Source organism: Streptomyces sp. CBMA29 (assembly GCF_014596445.1).
Classification (GTDB): Bacteria; Actinomycetota; Actinomycetes; order Streptomycetales; family Streptomycetaceae; genus Actinacidiphila.
The window spans coordinates 36,633-53,791 of record NZ_MECL01000094.1 but is presented as its reverse complement, the minus strand read 5'-3'; the positions used below and the strand labels follow the sequence as shown (position 1 = coordinate 53,791).

18 protein-coding genes are annotated in these 17,159 nt (G+C 73.2%); 14 read left to right on the top strand and 4 right to left on the bottom strand.

Going from position 1 to position 17,159, the window contains the following annotated elements:
- Nucleotides 1-1,197, top strand: a 1,197-nt coding sequence (locus BGM09_RS14685; protein WP_188282004.1) for an NAD(P)H-hydrate dehydratase, incomplete at its 5' end; no start/stop codon positions are given.
- Nucleotides 1,198-1,772: 575 nt separating this feature from the next.
- A complete protein-coding gene (locus tag BGM09_RS14680; RefSeq protein ID WP_188282003.1) occupies nt 1,773-3,386 on the top strand; it encodes a M48 family metallopeptidase in 1,614 nt (537 codons plus the stop codon).
- 16 nt (nt 3,387-3,402) lie between these two features.
- Here the strand turns inward: BGM09_RS14680 and BGM09_RS14675 are convergent, their stop codons facing one another.
- Nucleotides 3,403-3,765, bottom strand: a complete 363-nt coding sequence (locus tag BGM09_RS14675) for a VOC family protein (protein ID WP_188282002.1) — start codon at nt 3,763-3,765, stop codon at nt 3,403-3,405.
- Nucleotides 3,766-3,796: 31 nt separating this feature from the next.
- The gene (locus BGM09_RS14670) at nt 3,797-4,570 is read right to left on the bottom strand and encodes an SDR family oxidoreductase (RefSeq protein WP_188282001.1); all 774 of its coding nucleotides are present in this window, start codon (nt 4,568-4,570) and stop codon (nt 3,797-3,799) included.
- A 77-nt stretch (nt 4,571-4,647) separates the two neighbouring features.
- Between BGM09_RS14670 and BGM09_RS14665 the strand changes: the two genes are divergently transcribed.
- The 5 genes from BGM09_RS14665 to BGM09_RS14645 all read left to right on the top strand — a co-directional run bounded on the left by BGM09_RS14665 (nt 4,648) and on the right by BGM09_RS14645 (nt 9,091).
- Nucleotides 4,648-5,211: a TetR/AcrR family transcriptional regulator gene (locus tag BGM09_RS14665; protein WP_188282000.1), complete on the top strand. Its 564-nt coding sequence runs from the start codon at nt 4,648-4,650 to the stop codon at nt 5,209-5,211.
- Nucleotides 5,212-5,579: 368 nt separating this feature from the next.
- Nucleotides 5,580-6,779, top strand: a complete 1,200-nt coding sequence (alr, locus tag BGM09_RS14660; protein ID WP_188281999.1) for an alanine racemase — start codon at nt 5,580-5,582, stop codon at nt 6,777-6,779.
- A 73-nt stretch (nt 6,780-6,852) separates the two neighbouring features.
- Nucleotides 6,853-8,100, top strand: a complete 1,248-nt coding sequence (locus tag BGM09_RS14655; protein ID WP_317452702.1) for an alpha/beta hydrolase — start codon at nt 6,853-6,855, stop codon at nt 8,098-8,100.
- Between the two features lie 146 nt (nt 8,101-8,246).
- The gene (tsaE, locus tag BGM09_RS14650; RefSeq protein WP_223186939.1) at nt 8,247-8,705 is read left to right on the top strand and encodes a tRNA (adenosine(37)-N6)-threonylcarbamoyltransferase complex ATPase subunit type 1 TsaE; all 459 of its coding nucleotides are present in this window, start codon (nt 8,247-8,249) and stop codon (nt 8,703-8,705) included.
- Nucleotides 8,706-8,866: 161 nt separating this feature from the next.
- Complete coding sequence (locus tag BGM09_RS14645; protein WP_188281997.1) at nt 8,867-9,091, top strand: hypothetical protein; 225 nt, start codon at nt 8,867-8,869, stop codon at nt 9,089-9,091.
- A gap of 9 nt (nt 9,092-9,100) precedes the next feature.
- Here the strand turns inward: BGM09_RS14645 and BGM09_RS14640 are convergent, their stop codons facing one another.
- On the bottom strand, nt 9,101-9,652 hold the full coding sequence (locus BGM09_RS14640) for a hypothetical protein (protein WP_317452701.1): 552 nt from the start codon (nt 9,650-9,652) through the stop codon (nt 9,101-9,103).
- A gap of 101 nt (nt 9,653-9,753) precedes the next feature.
- On the opposite strand from BGM09_RS14640, the gene tsaB reads away from it, so the two are divergent.
- Genes tsaB through BGM09_RS14615 form a run of 5 tightly spaced genes read left to right on the top strand, consistent with a single transcriptional unit; the run spans nt 9,754 to nt 13,387 of the window.
- Complete coding sequence (tsaB, locus tag BGM09_RS14635) at nt 9,754-10,419, top strand: tRNA (adenosine(37)-N6)-threonylcarbamoyltransferase complex dimerization subunit type 1 TsaB (RefSeq protein WP_188281996.1); 666 nt, start codon at nt 9,754-9,756, stop codon at nt 10,417-10,419.
- A gap of 44 nt (nt 10,420-10,463) precedes the next feature.
- The gene (rimI, locus tag BGM09_RS14630) at nt 10,464-10,991 is read left to right on the top strand and encodes a ribosomal protein S18-alanine N-acetyltransferase (RefSeq protein ID WP_188282008.1); all 528 of its coding nucleotides are present in this window, start codon (nt 10,464-10,466) and stop codon (nt 10,989-10,991) included.
- Between the two features lie 5 nt (nt 10,992-10,996).
- Nucleotides 10,997-12,166, top strand: coding sequence for a tRNA (adenosine(37)-N6)-threonylcarbamoyltransferase complex transferase subunit TsaD (gene tsaD, locus BGM09_RS14625; protein WP_188281995.1), 1,170 nt, complete (start codon nt 10,997-10,999; stop codon nt 12,164-12,166).
- Nucleotides 12,163-12,435 carry a hypothetical protein gene (locus BGM09_RS14620; RefSeq protein WP_188281994.1) on the top strand — a complete coding sequence of 91 codons (273 nt, stop codon included), beginning with the start codon at nt 12,163-12,165 and terminating at the stop codon, nt 12,433-12,435. Before tsaD ends, BGM09_RS14620 begins: the two co-directional genes overlap by 4 nt.
- 19 nt (nt 12,436-12,454) lie before the next feature.
- On the top strand, nt 12,455-13,387 hold the full coding sequence (locus BGM09_RS14615; RefSeq protein WP_317452700.1) for a polysaccharide deacetylase family protein: 933 nt from the start codon (nt 12,455-12,457) through the stop codon (nt 13,385-13,387).
- Between the two features lie 9 nt (nt 13,388-13,396).
- Here BGM09_RS14615 and BGM09_RS14610 read toward each other — a convergent pair whose 3' ends face one another.
- On the bottom strand, nt 13,397-14,581 hold the full coding sequence (locus BGM09_RS14610; protein ID WP_188281993.1) for a THUMP-like domain-containing protein: 1,185 nt from the start codon (nt 14,579-14,581) through the stop codon (nt 13,397-13,399).
- A 270-nt stretch (nt 14,582-14,851) separates the two neighbouring features.
- Here BGM09_RS14610 and groES point away from each other — a divergent pair, with 270 nt between their 5' ends.
- On the top strand, nt 14,852-15,160 hold the full coding sequence (gene groES, locus BGM09_RS14605; RefSeq protein WP_075017238.1) for a co-chaperone GroES: 309 nt from the start codon (nt 14,852-14,854) through the stop codon (nt 15,158-15,160).
- 146 nt (nt 15,161-15,306) lie between these two features.
- Nucleotides 15,307-16,932: a chaperonin GroEL gene (groL, locus tag BGM09_RS14600; protein WP_188281992.1), complete on the top strand. Its 1,626-nt coding sequence runs from the start codon at nt 15,307-15,309 to the stop codon at nt 16,930-16,932.
- Nucleotides 16,933-17,159: the final 227 nt, after the last annotated feature.

Sequence of the window (17,159 nt, the reverse complement as noted above, 5' to 3'; positions counted from 1 at the left end):
CTCGCCGCCCTGCTGGCCGCCGGGGGCCGCGCCGCCGCCGCGGAGGACGCCGAGGCGCTGATCGGGCGGGCCGACCTCGTACTCGACGGGATCGTGGGCATCGGCGGCAAGGGCGGGCTGCGGCCCGCCGCCGTACCGCTCGCCGAGGCCGCCGGGGCCTCCCGCGCCCTCGTCGTCGCCGTCGACCTGCCCAGCGGAGTCGACGCCGACACCGGGGAAGTCCTCGGGGACGCCGTGCACGCCGACGCGACCGTCACCTTCGGTACGTACAAGCCGGGGCTGCTCATCGACCCGGCCGCCGCCTTCGCCGGGGCGCCCCGGCTCGTCGACATCGGCCTCGGGCCGTACCTCGGCGAACCCGAACTGGAGGCGCTCCAGCACGCGGACGTCGCCGCCGCGCTGCCGCGGCCGGGGGAGTCGAGCGACAAGTACCGGCGCGGTGTCGTCGGTGTCGTCGCCGGGTCCGGGCGGTACCCGGGGGCCGCCGTCCTCGCCGTCTCCGGCGCGCTGCGGGGCGGCGCCGGGGCGGTGCGCTACGTCGGGCCCGGCGGCGACGCCGTGCTCGCCCGGCACCCCGAGGTGCTGGTGTCCACCGGGTCCCCGCATGGCGCCGGGCGCGTGCAGGCGTGGGTGGTCGGGCCCGGTCTCGGCGACTCCCCGGAGGCGCGGCAGGCCGTCACGGACGTTCTCGCCACCTCGGTGCCGGTTCTCGTCGACGCCGACGCCTTGCGGTTTCTCTCGCCCTCCGCCGTACGGGAGCGGAGCGCCCCCACCGTCCTCACTCCGCACGCCGGGGAGGCCGCCGCGCTCCTCGGCTGGGCGCGGGAGGAGGTCGAGGCGCGGCGCCTCGACGCCGTGCGGGGCTTGGCGGGGCGGTTCGGTGCCACGGTCCTGCTCAAGGGGGCGACGACGTTGGTGGCGTCGGCGTCGGCGTCGGCGTCGCCTTCGCTTTCGCCTTCGCCTTCGCCGGCGGTTCGCGTCAATCCGACGGGGGTCGCGTGGCTGGCGACGGCGGGGAGTGGGGACGTGCTGTCCGGGCTTGCAGGGTCGTTGCTGGCGGCCGGGTTGTCGCCGCTGGACGCGGCCTCTTGTGGGGCGTACGTGCATGGGCTCGCTGCGCGGCTGGGCTCTGGCGGGGCGCCGCTCTCGGCCCTCGACGTAGCCTCCGCCATCCCCACTGCGTGGCGCAGCCTCTAGCTTGTCTTTCCCGCCCGCCCACCCGTGCGGGTGTGTTGTTCGTCTGCGGGTGCCGCTTGTGCCTGGTCGGTCCCGGGCCGGGGTACCTCCTCGAAATGCGTCCACCTGGTCTCGGGTATCCGGTGCCGTTCCTGTCAACGTATTTCTGCGGGGGCACCCCGGCCCGTCCCCTCCGGGCCCGTCGGCGTCCGCCTGTCCGGTGGGGGTGGCCGGGAAGGGGGGTGGGTGGGCTCGGGTACGTCGGCGGTCGCCTGTCCGCTGTGGCTGAGGGGGGTGGGGGTGGGTGGGGCTCGGGTACGGCGGCGTCCGGCCGTCCAGCCGGGGTGGGCGGGAGGGGCGTGGGTGGGTTTGGGTATGGCGGCGTCCGACGGTCCGGTGGGGGCGGGCGGGAAGTGGATGGGGGGCGGGAAGTGGGTGGGTTTGGGGGTACGTCGGCGTCCGACGGTCCGTTGTTGTGGTGGAGGGGGGCGGGCCTTGGGTGAATTGGGTGAATTGGGTGAATGGGTGTTTGGCGGGGTGGGGGTAGGATCCGCGGGCCTTGTTGGGATGGGTCTTGTGTGTGTGGGGGGATTTCGATGACGTTCCGGCTGCGCGCTGTGCGCGCGTTGGTGTTGCTGGTCGGGTTCTTGTTGTTGGGGTTTGTGCTGTTGGGGGCGATGGCGGCGCTGGACTGGCTGCTGGTGACGCGGTGGTTCACGGCGGGGGCGGCGTGGTTCGAGGGCACGATTTTGATGGTCACGGCCTTGGTGGCGGTGGCGATCGTGCGGGGGATGCTGGCGTTTTTGCGGGCGGGGCGGCTGGGGGCGGCGCCGGGTGGGGTGGCGGTCACCGCGGAGGAGCAGCCCGAGTTGTGGGAGCAGGTGCGGGCGGCGGCGGAGGTGACGGGGGAGCGGCCGCCGGACGAGCTGTACCTGGTGCCCGAGGCCAACGCGGGGGTGGCGGAACAGAGCCGTCTGCTGGGTCTGTTGCCGGGGCGGCGCCGCATGCTGCTGGGCCTGCCGTTGCTCGCGGGGCTGACCGTGCCGCGGCTGCGGGCCGTTCTGGCGCATGAGTTCGGCCACTACGGCAACCGCGACACCCGGCTCGGCGGCCTCACCCTGCGCGGCCGGGCGGCCGTACTGCACACGGTGGAGGTGTTCAGCGAGGGCACCACGCGGATGCACTACGTGGTCGGCGCCGTCTACATCGGCTACGCCCGGATGTTCCTGCGGACCTCGCAGTCGGTCGCCCGCCAGCAGGAGTTCGCCGCCGATGAGTCGGCCGCCCGGTACGCGGGCCGTGACGCGACGGTCGCCGCACTGCGTGCCATACCGACCATCGACGCCGCTTACGAGCACTACATGGACACGTACGCCGGGATGGGCGGCCCGGTGGGGGCGCTTCCTCCGGTCGGGGAGGTCCTCGGCGGTTTCCGGCGGCTGCTCGCCGCCCGGCCGGGGGAGAAGCTCGCCGTGCTCGCGGACGGTCGGCGTCCGCCGAAGCCGCATCCGTACGACTCCCACCCGCCGCTCCAGGAGCGGATAGCCCGGATCGAGCGGCTGCCCGCCGACGGCGGGACGGACGGGGCGGGCGAGGAGGCGAACGCGCTGTCCCTGCTGCGGGACCAGGACCAGGTGTTCGCCGCTCTGGAGGCGCGCACGCTGCCCTCTGAGGCGGCCGAGTGTCCGCGTCTGGCCTGGGACGACCTGGTCATGGCCCGCGCCGCGGCGGATGCCGAGGGCTGGTCCGGGCCGCTGCTGCTCGCGGTCGCCAGGGCGCTGCGCGCCCAGTCGCCGGACGAGGACGGCGCGGCCCGTATGTCCCGTCGCGCATCCTCCGAGACGGTGACGGGCACCGATCTGCCGACCCTGGAGGAGGTGCTCGACGCCTTCGACGACGGCCTGCTGTGGATGGCGGTCGCCGACCGTATCCCCAAACCGCCCCAGGCGAGCCGCCTGACCGGCGCGTCGGCGCGTCACTTCATCCGGCCCGCGGTCTTCGACGGGCTGGCCGGTCTGGTCCAGCTCCGTCTCATCGAGTCCGGCCTGGCCGCCCCCGACATCGCCTGGACCGGCCGCCCCGGACTCGTCCTGCCCCCGGTCTGGGAGAACGGCATGGACGACGCCATCGACGCGGCCATCGCCGACACCCCCGACACGGCTCCCCTCCGCACGCTCCTCGCCGCCGCCGACCGGGAGGTCGTCCCGTAGGCAGCCGTCGTGGGGGTCAGGACGGCCGGACGCAGAAGGGGTGCCCGGCCGGACTGGCGTAGACCCGGGCGCCCTCGCGGTCGGTGACGTCGCCGACCGGCCGCAGGCGTCGGCCGCCGGCCGCGAGCACCCGCGTGTCGGCGCTCTCCATGTCGTCGGTGGCGAGGTCGAAGTGCATCTGCTGGGAGGCTCCGTCGGGCCACTGGGGCATGACATGCCCCGGAACCCGCTGGATCACGAGCACGGGGAAACCGTCGCTGCGCAGGAAGTGGTGCGTGGCCGTCCGGGTGACCGAGCCGCCGAGCAGGCGGTGCCAGAACGAGCCTTCGCTCTCCGGGTCCGCGGCGTCCACGATCAGTGACGTCAGGCTGAAGGTCACGGTGTCTCTCCTCGGAATCGCGGGGGGGGGCTCAGACGGTGGGGATGATGCCGCCGTCGACCCTGAACTGGGCGCCGGTGAGCCATTTGGCACGGCCGGACGCGAGGAACGCGATCATCTCGGCGACGTCCTCGGGCTCGCCGGGGCGTCCCATCGGCAGCTTCAGGCTGTCCACGATCCGCTGCTTGACGTCGTCGACGCCGATGCCCTCGCTGTCGGCCATCCGCTGGAGGTGGCCGGCGGCTCCCTCGGTGACGACGAAGCCCGGCAGCACGCACACCACGCGTACGCCGTGGCCGCCCACCGCCGTCGCCAGTTCGCGGCTGTAGGCGTTGAGCGCCGCCTTCGACGCGGCGTACGACGCCTCGGCGGGCTGGGGGAGGCGGCTGGCGATGGAGGAGACGTGCACCACGACGCCCGAGCCGCGCTCGACCATCCCCGGGACCAGCGCCCGGTCCAGCCGGACCGCGCTGAGCAGATTCATCTCCAGGTCGGCGAGCCACGAGGCGTCGGACCGCTCCAGCGTCGGCATCGGCCCGGTCGCGGCTCCCGCGTTGTTCACCAGGACGTCAACGCCTCCGACGCTGTCCAGCACCCGTTGCCCCAGTTCCCGCACCCCCTCCTCTGTCCGCAGGTCGGCCGGGATGAAGGCGGCGGGCAGGTCGTCCGGCGGCGCGGTCCGCGAGGCCGTCAGCACCGTGGCGCCCGCGGCGGCGAAGCGGCGGGCCGTCGCCTCCCCCAGTCCTCGGCTGCCGCCGGTCACCAGCACACGCAGGCCGTCAAGCCCCTCGTTCTCGATCGTCATGGACGTACTCCCAGTAAAGTGAACCTGACTCCGGAAACTGTACACAAGCGGAGTCCGATTCACCTTATGGAGGACTGTTGCCGTCACCACGCCCGTTGCGCGCCGACGCCCGCCGCAACCGCGAAGCGCTCCTCGCCGCCGCGCGTGAAGCGCTCCTCTCCGACGACGACGCCCACGTCGAGGAGATCGCCCGCCGTGCCGGTGTCGCCGTCGGCACGCTGTACCGCCACTTCGACACCCGCGAAGCCCTTGTCGCCGACGTGTACCGCCAAGAGGTCGCCGAACTCTGCGCGGCGCCCTCCCGGCTGCTCGCCCAGTACGCCCCCGACGAAGCCCTGCGCACCTTCCTGCTCCTGCTCGTGGAGCACGCGGCGGTCGGCCGCGGCATGGGCGAAGTCCTGGAGAGCATCATGGCGACCGACTCACCCGTCTTCGACGACACCCGCGCCGAGATGGCCCGCGCCCTGGACCACCTCCTCGCCGCGGGCGCCGCCGCCGGCCTCATCCGCGACGACGTCAGCGGCCGCGTCCTCCTCCGCGCCCTCGGCGGCATCTGCGGCCTGCGCTCCGAAGGCTGGAAGGACGACGCCATCCGCATCGCCTCACTCCTCCACGACGGCCTCCGCCCCACCCCCAACTAGCCCCCCCCATCAGCCACAGCGGGCGGCCGGACGCCGCCGTACCCGAGCCCCACCCACCCCCACCCGCCCTCAGCCGCACCGGACAGGCGACCGCCGACGGGCCCGGCCCCCCCACCCCCCTTCCCGCCCACCCCCGCCGGGCAGGCACCCGCCGACGTACCCGGAGGGGACGGGCCGGGGTGCCCCCGCAGAAATACGTTGACAAGAACGGCACCCGATACCCAGGACCAGGTGATACGGATTTCGAGGAGGTACCCCGGGCCGGGACCGACCAGGCACAAGCGGCACCCGCAGACGGAGAACACACCCGCACGGGTGGGCGGGCGGGAAAGACAAGACACAGGAACCGACCTGAGACACTGACCGCAATGGACGAGAAGCGGATGCGCGCCTGGGCACAAGTGGACCTCACCGCGCTGCGAGCAAACGTGAGAACGCTGCGCGCAAAGGCACCCACGGCCGCCTTCATGGCCGTGGTGAAGGCGGACGCGTACGGCCACGGAATGATCCCGTGCGCCAAAGCCGCCGTCGAGGCCGGAGCGACCTGGCTCGGCGCAGCCACCCCCGAGGAAGCCCTGACCCTGCGGGCAGCGGGCCTGAAGGCCCGCACCCTGTGCTGGCTGTGGACCCCCGGAGGGCCCTGGCAGGAGTGCGTCGAAGCCGACATCGACGTCACGGTGAGCGCGATGTGGGCGCTCCGCGAAGCCACGACGGCGGCCCAGGCAGCCGGCCGCCCGGCCCGAGTGCAGCTCAAGCTCGACGCGGGCCTGGGCCGCAACGGCGCCCAGCCCGCCCAGTGGCCCGAACTCGTCGCACGAGCCCGCGCCGCCGAGCGCGACGGCCTCATCCGTGTGACGGGAGTATGGGCGCACTTCAGCTGCGCCGACGAACCTGGCCACCCCTCCATCGCGCGGGAGCTGACCGTCTTCACAGAGGCCCTGGCGCAGGCCGAGGCGGCCGGCCTCACCCCCGAGGTGCGGCACCTCGCGAATTCGCCGGGCACCCTGACCCTCCCGGAGGCGCACTTCGACCTGGTGCGGCCGGGCGTGGCGATGTACGGCATCTCGCCGGTGCCCGAGATCGGCGGCCCCGCGGACTTCGGGCTGCGGCCGGTGATGACCGTCGCCGGCCGCCTGGCGTCGGTGAAGCGGGTGCCGGGCGGGCACGGGGTGAGCTACGGGCACAAGTACGTGACGCCTGGCGAGACGACGTTGGCGCTGGTGCCGCTGGGCTACGCGGACGGCGTGCCGCGGCACGCCTCGGGCACGGGCCCCGTACTGGTCGCGGGCAAGTGGCGGACGGTCGCGGGCCGGGTCGCGATGGACCAGTTCGTGGTGGACCTCGGCGCAGACGCGGCCGAGCCCGGCGACGAGGCGGTGCTGTTCGGCCCCGGCGACCAGGGCGAGCCGACGGCCGAGGACTGGGCGCGGGCGTGCGGCACGATCGCGTACGAGATCGTCACGCGCGTCGGAGCGCGGGTCCCACGGGTGTACGTGGGAGAGAGCCCCGGCCCCGACCCCGACCCCGACCCCGACCCCGGCGACGCGGCGCCGTGCCCGACGGCGTGATCAGGGCGCGGGTCCCGCGGGTATACGTGGGGGAAGGCGCCGGTCCCGGCGCAGGCGACAGCGATGGAGCACCGTGCCAGAAGGCGTGAAGTGGGAGAAGGCGGGGCTGGTCGGCGCGGCGATCGGGGTGGTCGCGGCGGGCGCCGCCGCGGGCGTGGCGATCGAGCGGGTGACCGTCGGCCGCGGGATGCGGCGCCGCGCCCGGCTGGCGCTGGACTCGGCGGGCCCGTACGGGACGCTGCGCGGACAGCCCGGCACGGTCGCGGCGGAGGACGGCACGGAGCTGTACTACGAGACCGAGGACGTCGCGCCGCCCGAGCCCGAGCCGCAGACACCGCCCTCGCGCCGCAGCCGCGGCTGGCTGCGCCGCCGTGCCGAGGCGCCCCAGCCGGTGACGGTGGTGTTCTCGCACGGGTACTGCCTGACCCAGGACTCCTGGCACTTCCAGCGGGCGGCGCTGCGCGGCACCGTACGGGCGGTGTACTGGGACCAGCGCAGTCACGGCCGCAGCGAGCGCGGCCGGGACCAGGCGGCGGGCGGGCCCGCCACCATCGACCAGTTGGGCCGCGATCTGAAGGCGGTGCTGGACGCGGCGGCGCCCGAGGGCCCGGTGGTGCTGATCGGGCACTCGATGGGCGGGATGACGGTGATGGCGTTCGCCGACCAGTTCCCCGAGTACGTCGAGGAGCGGGTCGTCGGCGTCGCGTTCGTCTCGACGTCGGCGGGGAAGCTGGCCGCGGTGACGCTGGGGCTGCCCGCCGCGGGCGCGCGGGCGTTCAGGGCGGTGGCCCCCGCGGTGCTGCGGGTGCTGGGCAGCCAGGCGGATCTGGTGGAGCGGGGGCGGCAGGCCACCGCCGACCTGTTCGCGGGGATCATCAAGCGGTACTCGTTCGGCTCCGACGTGGACCCGGCGGTCGGCCGGTTCGCGGAGCGGCTGATCGAGTCGACGCCGATCGACGTGGTCGCCGAGTTCTATCCGGCGTTCACCGACCACGACAAGGGCGACGCGCTGTCGGTGCTCGACGGGCTGCCCGGTCTCGTACTGGCGGGGGACAAGGACCTGTTGACGCCGAGCGCGCACAGTAAGGAGATCGCCGAGAAGCTGCCGGACGCCGAACTGGTGATCGTGGAGGGCGCGGGGCACCTGGTCATCATGGAGCGCCCCGAACTGGTGAACGCGGCGCTCGCGCTGCTGATCGCACAGGCCGCGGACTCGGTGCGCGCGCCGGTCCCGCAGGCGCTGCGCGACCTGGCGGCGGCGCGGGCGGCGAACTCTGCGGCGACCTCATCTGCGACCCGTACGACGGCCGCCGACGCGTAACATTCGCGTTCATGGCCACACCGCACGATGCCACGCCGTCGCACGACCCCGCCGCGCAGAACGCCGCCGAGCACGAGGCGGTGCGGCGCGGCGCGACACCGCACCACCCGGGCTCCGTGGGGATCACCGTCCCCACCCCCGACCTGATGCGCGACCTGGGCCGCCGCCTGGCCACGCTGCTCGCCCCCGGCGACCTGGTGCTGCTCAGCGGCGAGCTGGGTGCGGGCAAGACCACGCTGGCCCGCGGCCTCGGCGAGGGTCTGGGCGTACGCGGCGCCGTCACCTCCCCGACCTTCGTCATCGCCCGCGTCCACCCCTCGCTGACCGCGGGTCCCGCGCTGGTGCACGTGGACGCGTACCGCCTGGGCGGCGGGCTGGACGAGATGGAGGACCTGGACCTCGACGTCTCGCTCCCCGAGTCCGTGGTCGTCGTGGAGTGGGGCGACGGCAAGGTCGAGGAGCTGTCTGAGGCGCGGCTCCAGGTCGTCATCGCCCGTACGGTCGGCGGCCCGGCGGACGGGGACGGCGACGACGTACGCGAGGTGACCGTCACCGGCGTCGGCCCGCGCTGGACCGGCCAGGATCTCACCGCGCTGCGCGCCTGACCCTCGCTCCGATCACCCGTTCGGCCCCCGTTCGGCCCCCGCCCCGTCCTCCGTTCCGACAGGCTGTCGGCAAGATGTTGCGCGAGGGCGGCCGGGCGTGGTCTGCTGGGTGCGGGTACCTGGTTAGGGCGCCCTAACTACGTCTCTTCGGGGAGGCGCACATGCCGGCCCAGACTCAGACTCAGACCCGGGACCCGCGGGACCCGCGGCGGGACACCCCGCCGCCCGACGTCGGCGCCCTGCTGGCCGCCGGAGCCGCGGCCCGCACACTGTCGACCCCGCCGGACGACGGCGAGGAGCCCGCGCCGACGGACCCGCCGGTCAACACGACGACGGACGTGTCAGCAGGCGCGCGGGAGGCGGAAACCGGCGCGCCCGGCGCGTAAGAGGCGCGGCTACTTCACGACGAAAACGGTGCTGCCGATCGTCGCGATCTGCCACAGCGCCGTGCCGTCGAGCCGCGTCTCGCGGATCGCCGCCGTCTGCTTCGAGGGATCAGGCTTCGCCAGCGACCCGTCCGTGGCCGCGCTGAAGCCGACGTTTATCCCGTCGGTCGTCGCGAAGAGCACCACGTGCTCGACCTGGGCGCCGTCGCCTCCTATGCCGGAGGCGCGCCGCGAGAAGACGCGGTGTATCCCCACGCTCGGCGCCACGTTGCCCGCGACCACCGCGTAGGTGCGATCGACCTTCTCCGCGTCACCGACCAGCCAGATCCGCTTGGCGGAGACGCTGTAGACCACGCGCCTGCCGGTGCCCGAGGCGACCGGCAGCGGATACGTCTTCGGCGTCGGCTTCGTGCTGGGCGACTTCACGGCCGAGGTGGAGGGCCTGGCCTGCGGCGGCTGGTCGGGCGCGGAGCCCGCCGCCTGCGCGGCGAGCACGGCGACGACGACGATGGCAGCCGCGGTGAGCCCCGAGACCAGGGTGCTCGACTTGATCCGCGCCACGGTTGTCCTCCGGATGGGGTTCGCACATGCTCCCGGTTGACGGTAGCAGCCGCGCCGCCCGCGGCCACGACCGTACGGGCGCGCGCCGTACCCTTGGGGACGTGCTGCTGCTTGCCTTCGATACCGCCACGCCCGCCGTCACCGCCGCTCTGCACGACGGGGAGCGGGTCCTCGCCGAGTCGACCGTCGTGGACGCGCGCCGGCACGGCGAGTTGCTGATGCCCGCGATCGACCGGGTCCTGGTCGCCGCCGACCGTACGCTCGCCCACGTCACCGGCGTCGTGGTCGGCGTCGGCCCCGGCCCGTACACCGGGCTGCGCGTCGGCCTGGTGACGGCCGCGTCCTTCGGCGACGTGCTGGGCGTGCCCGTGCACGGCGTGTGCACCCTGGACGGGCTGGCCTGGGCCGCGGGCGAGGCCGGGCTCGACGGGCCGTTCACCGTGGCCACCGACGCCCGCCGCAAAGAGGTGTACTGGGCGCGCTACGACGGTCCGCGCCGCCGCGCCACCGAGCCCGCGGTGGACCGCCCGGCCGACATCGCCGACGCGGTACGGGGCCTGCCCTCGGTCGGCGCGGGGGCCGCCCTGTACCCGGAGGTCTTCACCGACCGCAGACAGGGCCCCGAGGACCAGTCGGCGGGCGCGCTGGCGGCACTGGCCGCGTACCGGCTGGCGGCGGACGAGCCCTTCGAGCCGCCGCTGCCGCTGTACCTGCGGCGGCCGGACGCGCGGGTGCCCGCCGGGTACAAGGCGGTACTGCCGAAGTGACCGGGGCCGCTCACGGGAGCGCCGCCGCCGTGACGCTGCGCGAGATGCGCTGGTGGGACCTGGACGCCGTACTGGCCCTGGAACACGACCTGTTCCCCGAGGACGCCTGGTCGCGCGCGATGTTCTGGTCGGAGCTGGCCGAGGCCCGGCACCCGGCCGCGACCCGCTTCTACGTGGTCGCGCAGGACGCCGGGGGACGGCTCGTCGGCTACGCGGGGCTCGCCGCCATCGCCGGAACGGGTGATGTGCAGACCATCGCCGCCGCCCGCGACCACTGGGGCACCGGGCTCGGCGCCCGGCTGCTCACCACGCTGCTGCGCGCCGCCACCGACGCCGAGTGCCACGAGGTGCTGCTGGAGGTACGGGTCGACAACACCCGCGCCCAGCGGCTCTACCAGCGCTTCGGCTTCGAGCCGATCGGCTTCCGCAAGGGCTACTACCAGCCGGGCAACGTGGACGCCCTCGTCATGCGACTCGCCGACCCGGCCGCCGCCCCCGTCGCCCCCGCCGCCCTCGCGCAGGCCGACGGAACCGGTCCGGCCGCCCCGCCTCCCACCCGTACAGGAAACTGAGATCCATGGCTGACGAACCCCTTGTCCTCGGCATCGAGACCTCGTGCGACGAGACCGGCGTCGGCATCGTGCGCGGCCACACGCTGCTGGCCGACGCGATCGCCTCCAGCGTCGACGAGCACGCCCGGTACGGCGGTGTGGTCCCCGAAGTGGCCAGCCGCGCGCACCTGGAGGCGATGGTCCCCACCATCCAGCGCGCGCTGAAGGACGCCGGGGTCGCCGCGAGCGACCTGGACGGCATCGCGGTCACGGCGGGCCCCGGGCTCGCGGGCGCGCTGCTGGTCGGGGTGTCGGCGGCGAAGGCGTACGCGTACGCGCTCGGCAAGCCGCTGTACGGCGTCAACCACCTGGCCTCGCACATCTGCGTCGACCAGCTCGAACACGGCGCGCTGCCCGAGCCGACGATGGCGCTGCTGGTGTCCGGCGGGCACTCGTCGCTGCTGCTCGCGCCCGACATCACCAGCGACGTACGGCCGTTGGGCGCGACCATCGACGACGCTGCGGGCGAGGCGTTCGACAAGGTGGCGCGGGTGCTCGGCCTCGGCTTCCCCGGCGGCCCGGCGATCGACCGGCACGCCCGCGAGGGCGACCCGAAGGCCATCGCGTTCCCGCGCGGCCTGACCGGCGGGCGCGACCCGGTCTACGACTTCTCCTTCTCCGGTCTGAAGACCGCCGTGGCGCGCTGGGTCGAGGCCCGGCGCAGGGACGGCCAGGACGTGCCGATCGCCGATGTGGCCGCGTCCTTCCAGGAGGCGGTGGTGGACGTGCTGACCCGCAAGGCGGTCCGCGCCTGCCGGGACAACGGCGTGGACCACCTGATGATCGGCGGCGGTGTCGCCGCCAACTCCCGCCTGCGGTCGCTGGCGTTGGAGCGGTGCGAGGACGCGGGCATCCGGCTGCGGGTGCCGCGCCCGGGACTGTGCACCGACAACGGCGCGATGGTCGCGGCCCTCGGCGCCGAGATGGTCGCGCGCGGCCGTGCCTCGTCCACCTTCGACCTGCCCGCGGACTCCTCGCTGCCGGTGACCGAGGTGTCGGTGCCGGGCCACACCCACCCCGACCCGCACGACCAGGGGCCCGGCCACGCCCACCCGCACACCCATGGCGGCACCCATGGCGGCACCCATGACCACGATCATGTGCACGAGCTGAGCAAGGACAACCTGTACGGATGACCGTCACGCTGATGTGGGAGGCCGCCGCCGCCGAGGGCCGCGGCCCCGACCTCCTCGACTGGGCCAGGAAACAGGCCCGTACGCTCCCCGGCACGCCGGCCCGCCGCGAATTCCTCACCGCGCCCGACGACCGGGTGCTCATCCTCACCTGGTGGGACGCGCCCTACGACGCCGTACTGCCGGAACTGCCCGACCCGGACGGGGCGTTGGTGCGCCGCCAGGTGCACCGCTGGCGCTTCACCTCGGTGTCGGTGGAACCCGGCGCCTGAAAGTCGCATCAGCCAGGGTGTGCACCACGATCCCCTGACCCCCGTCCCCACCCGCACCCGCCGCCGCCTCGGCGGTCGTCCGGGCCGTACCGGCAGCAGGGCCGCTCTCCCGCTGCTGGCGGCGGCCTGCCTGCTGCTCGTCGCGGGCTGCTCGGGCAGCACCTCGAAGTCCGCCTCGACGCCCGGCCCGTCCGCGCCGACGGGTACGGCCACGAGCCCGGGTGGCACCGGGAAGCCCACCACGTCGGCCGGCTCGGCGCGGGCCGAGCGCGCCGCCGCCTTCCGCAAGTGGGGCATACCCCTGCTCGCGGACCCGCCCCCGCCGCCCGCGGTGAAGCCGGTCAAGACCGGCAAAGGGCTGCTGCCGGTGGTCAGCGACGTACCGACGACGCGGAAGATCGTCTTCGTCACCTTCGACGACGGCGCGGAGAAGGACCCGAAGTTCGTGCGCATGATGCAGGACCTGAAGATTCCTTTCACCATGTTCCTGACGAACGCGATCATCCAGAACGACTACGGCTTCTTCAAACCGCTCCAGGCGCTGGGCAACTCGATCGAGAACCACACCCTGACCCACCCCAACCTGAACACCGAGTCGCTCGCCGCGCAGAAGCACGAGATCTGCGGCCAGCAGACGAAACTCACCCACGAGTACGGCGCCGCGCCCGGCCTCTTCCGCCCGCCCTACGGCAACCACAACGCCGACACCAAGGAGGCCGTGCGGTCCTGCGGGGGCCTGCGCGCGATCATCCTGTGGCGCGAGTCGATGCAGATCAAGAAGGTGCAATTCCAGCGGCCCGACCACAAATTCCACCCTGGCGACATCATCCTGGCGCACTTCCGCGGGCCCAGCGAGCTCAAGGGCGAGTCGATGACGAAAATGACGGTGAACATGCTCCGGCAGATCGCCCAACAGGGCTTCACTGTGGCGCGGTTGGAAGATTACGTGTGAGGCTCGCGGCTACGTGTGAGGGTCCGTCGGGACCGGCCTTCCGATCAGCATCGAGGGCGCTCCCGCCACCCGGGTCAGGAAGACCGTCGCCGCGTGCGGCCCCCGCGGCCTGACCCGGCGCCGCACCTCCTCGGGCTCCACCGCCGACCCGCGCTTCTTCACCGTCAGCACGCCGACCTCGCGCTCCCGCAGCAGCGCCTTGAGCCGCTTCAGGCCGAACGGCAGCACATCGCCGATCTCGTACGCCGTCGCGTACGGCGTCGGCCGCAGCTCGTCCGCCGTCACGTACGCGATGGTCTCGTCGATCAGGCCGCCGTCCAGCGGGGCCGCCGCCTCCGCCACCAGATGCGCGCGGATCACCGCGCCGTCGGGCTCGTACAGATACCGGCCGACCGGGCGGACCTCCGGGTCGGGCAGCGGCGCCGCCGTGCGCAGGCTGGCCCCGCCGGGCAGCAGCGTCGCGCGTACGGCGCCGGGTTCCGTGCCGAACCACAGCGCCGCCTCCTTCACGTCACCGCGGTCCGAGACCCACTCGGCCTCGGCCTCCGGCGGCACCGCCTCGTGCGGAATGCCGGGCGCGACCTTCACCGCGGCGAACGGCACCGCACGGGCCGCCGCCAACGCCCAGGACAGTGGCGGCTCATACGCCTCCGGGTCGAACGTACGGCCCCGCCCGGTCCGGCGCGCCGGGTCCACGAACACCGCGTCGTACCCGGCGGTGTCCACCTCCGTCACGTCCGCGCAGCGCACCTCGATCAGGCCGGCCAGGCCCAGCGCCGCCGCGTTCGCCCGCGCCGCCGCGCACGCCAGCGGGTCCCGGTCCACGGCCAGCACCTCGATCCCGGCCCGCGCCAGCGCGACGGCGTCCCCGCCGATGCCCCCGCACAGGTCCGCCAGCCGCCGCACGCCCAGCGCCCTGAACCGCTCCGCGCGGTGCGTCGCGACACTCTTGCGAGTGGACTGCTCCACGCCGTTCGGCGTGAAGTACATCCGGTACGCGTCCGCCTCCCCGAACTTCGCCACGGCCCGCTGCCGCAGCCGCGCCTGCCCCAGCGCCGCCGACACCAGCCCGGCGTCGTACGTGCGCCGCAGCCGGGTGGCTGCCGCCAGCTCGTCGGCGGGGTCGTGCTCCCGCAACTCGGCCAGCAGTTCTTGCCCTGCCGGGCCCAGCAGTCTGTCGAATTCCTCGGTCACCTCGCCATTCTCCCCGTAGGGGCGCTGGGAGGTGCCCCCAGCGCTCCTGCGGGGCCGGGTACCCCGCAAGGGGTACCCGTTTGGAAGGTGCCGCCTGGCACTCCGCTTGACCGAGTGCTAAGTGCGTCCTAGTCTCGGTTCTGGCACTCGGCACCGCTGAGTGCCAGCACTCAGCGACGGGCAGGTCCGGCACCCGCGACGACGGGCCTACCAGGTCGCCGACCCAGACAGACACTCTTCCGTGAGCCCTTTGAAGGGGGAGGTCGGATCGTGACGACCGCCAGCACCAAGGTTGCCATCAAGCCGCTTGAGGACCGCATCGTGGTCCAGCCGCTGGATGCCGAGCAGACCACGGCCTCCGGCCTGGTCATCCCGGACACCGCCAAGGAGAAGCCCCAGGAGGGCGTCGTCCTGGCCGTCGGTCCGGGCCGCTTCGAGGACGGCAACCGCCTGCCGCTCGACGTCGCCGTGGGCGATGTCGTGCTCTACAGCAAGTACGGCGGCACCGAGGTGAAGTACAACGGCGAGGAGTACCTCGTCCTCTCGGCTCGCGACGTCCTCGCGATCGTCGAGAAGTAAGCACACCGCTTGCACCGCTTTACCGCAGCAGTGATCCCGCCCCGGGTTTCCGCGTCCTACGGACCGGGCGCCCGGGGTGGTTTCGTTGCCTGCCCTTGCCGTCCTTGACGACGTGATCTGACGAGTAGACGAGGTAGTTCACAGGCATGGCCAAGACCCTGAAGTTCGACGAGGACGCGCGTCGCGCCCTTGAGCGTGGCGTCAACAAGCTCGCCGACACCGTGAAGGTGACGATCGGTCCCAAGGGCCGCAATGTCGTCATCGACAAGAAGTTCGGCGCCCCCACCATCACCAACGACGGCGTGACCATCGCCCGTGAGGTGGAGCTGGAGGACCCGTACGAGAACCTGGGCGCCCAGCTCGTGAAGGAGGTGGCGACCAAGACCAACGACATCGCGGGTGACGGCACCACCACCGCCACCGTGCTGGCCCAGGCCCTGGTCCGCGAGGGCCTGCGCAACGTGGCCGCCGGCGCCTCCCCGGCCGCCCTGAAGAAGGGCATCGACGCCGCCGTCAAGGCCGTGTCCGAGGAGCTGCTCGCCACCGCCCGCGCGATCGAGGGCAAGGAGGACATCGCCGCCGTCGCCGCGCTGTCCGCCCAGGACAAGCAGGTCGGCGACCTGATCGCCGAGGCGATGGACAAGGTCGGCAAGGACGGTGTCATCACCGTCGAGGAGTCCAACACCTTCGGCCTGGAGCTGGACTTCACCGAGGGCATGGCGTTCGACAAGGGCTACCTGTCGCCGTACTTCGTCACCGACCAGGAGCGGATGGAAGCGGTCCTCGACGACCCCTACGTCCTCATCCACCAGGGCAAGATCTCCTCGATCCAGGACCTGCTGCCGCTGCTGGAGAAGGTCATCCAGTCCGGCGCGTCCAAGCCGCTGCTGATCATCGCCGAGGACGTCGAGGGCGAGGCCCTGTCGACCCTGGTGGTCAACAAGATCCGCGGCACGTTCAACGCCGTCGCCGTCAAGGCGCCCGGCTTCGGTGACCGCCGCAAGGCCATGCTCGGCGACATCGCGACGCTGACCGGCGCCACGGTCATCGCCGAGGAGGTCGGCCTCAAGCTCGACCAGGCCGGTCTCGACCTGCTTGGCACCGCCCGCCGCATCACCGTCACCAAGGACGACACCACGATCGTCGACGGCGCCGGTGACAAGGCCGAGATCGAGGGCCGCGTCAACCAGATCAAGGCCGAGATCGGCACCACCGACTCGGACTGGGACCGCGAGAAGCTCCAGGAGCGCCTGGCCAAGCTCGCCGGCGGCGTCTGCGTCATCAAGGTCGGCGCGGCCACCGAGGTCGAGCTCAAGGAGAAGAAGCACCGTCTGGAGGACGCCATCTCCGCGACCCGCGCCGCGGTCGAGGAAGGCATCGTCTCCGGCGGCGGCTCCGCGCTCGTCCACGCCGTCAAGGTCCTTGACGGCAACCTCGACAAGACCGGTGACGAGGCGACCGGTGTCGCCGTCGTCCGCCGCGCCGCCGTCGAGCCGCTGCGCTGGATCGCCGAGAACGCCGGCCTCGAGGGCTACGTCATCACCGCCAAGGTGGCTGAGCTGGAGAAGAACCACGGCTTCAACGCCGCCTCCGGTGAGTACGGCGACCTCGTCAAGGCCGGCGTCATCGACCCCGTCAAGGTCACCCGCTCCGCTCTGGAGAACGCTGCCTCGATCGCGTCGCTGCTGCTGACGACGGAGACGCTGGTCGTCGAGAAGAAGGAAGAGGAGCCCGCTGACGCGGGGCATGGCGGTCACGGTCACTCCCACTGACCGACATCCGTCGCTTCCACCGGGCCGGCCCCGGCACCCTCCCGAGGGTGCCGGGGCCGCCCCCTTTCCCCGCCCCCGCGGTCCGGCTCTTTTGCCGTGGGACGCCGTGTAGTGAGGGGCGCGGGGAACTGCGCGCTCAGCCCGCGCGGTGGCGCGGCTCAAGAACCGCCCCCAGAGGGGCAGATGCTGTGTGTTTTCGGGCTGGCAGCCCGGTGGGGGCTGGCGGC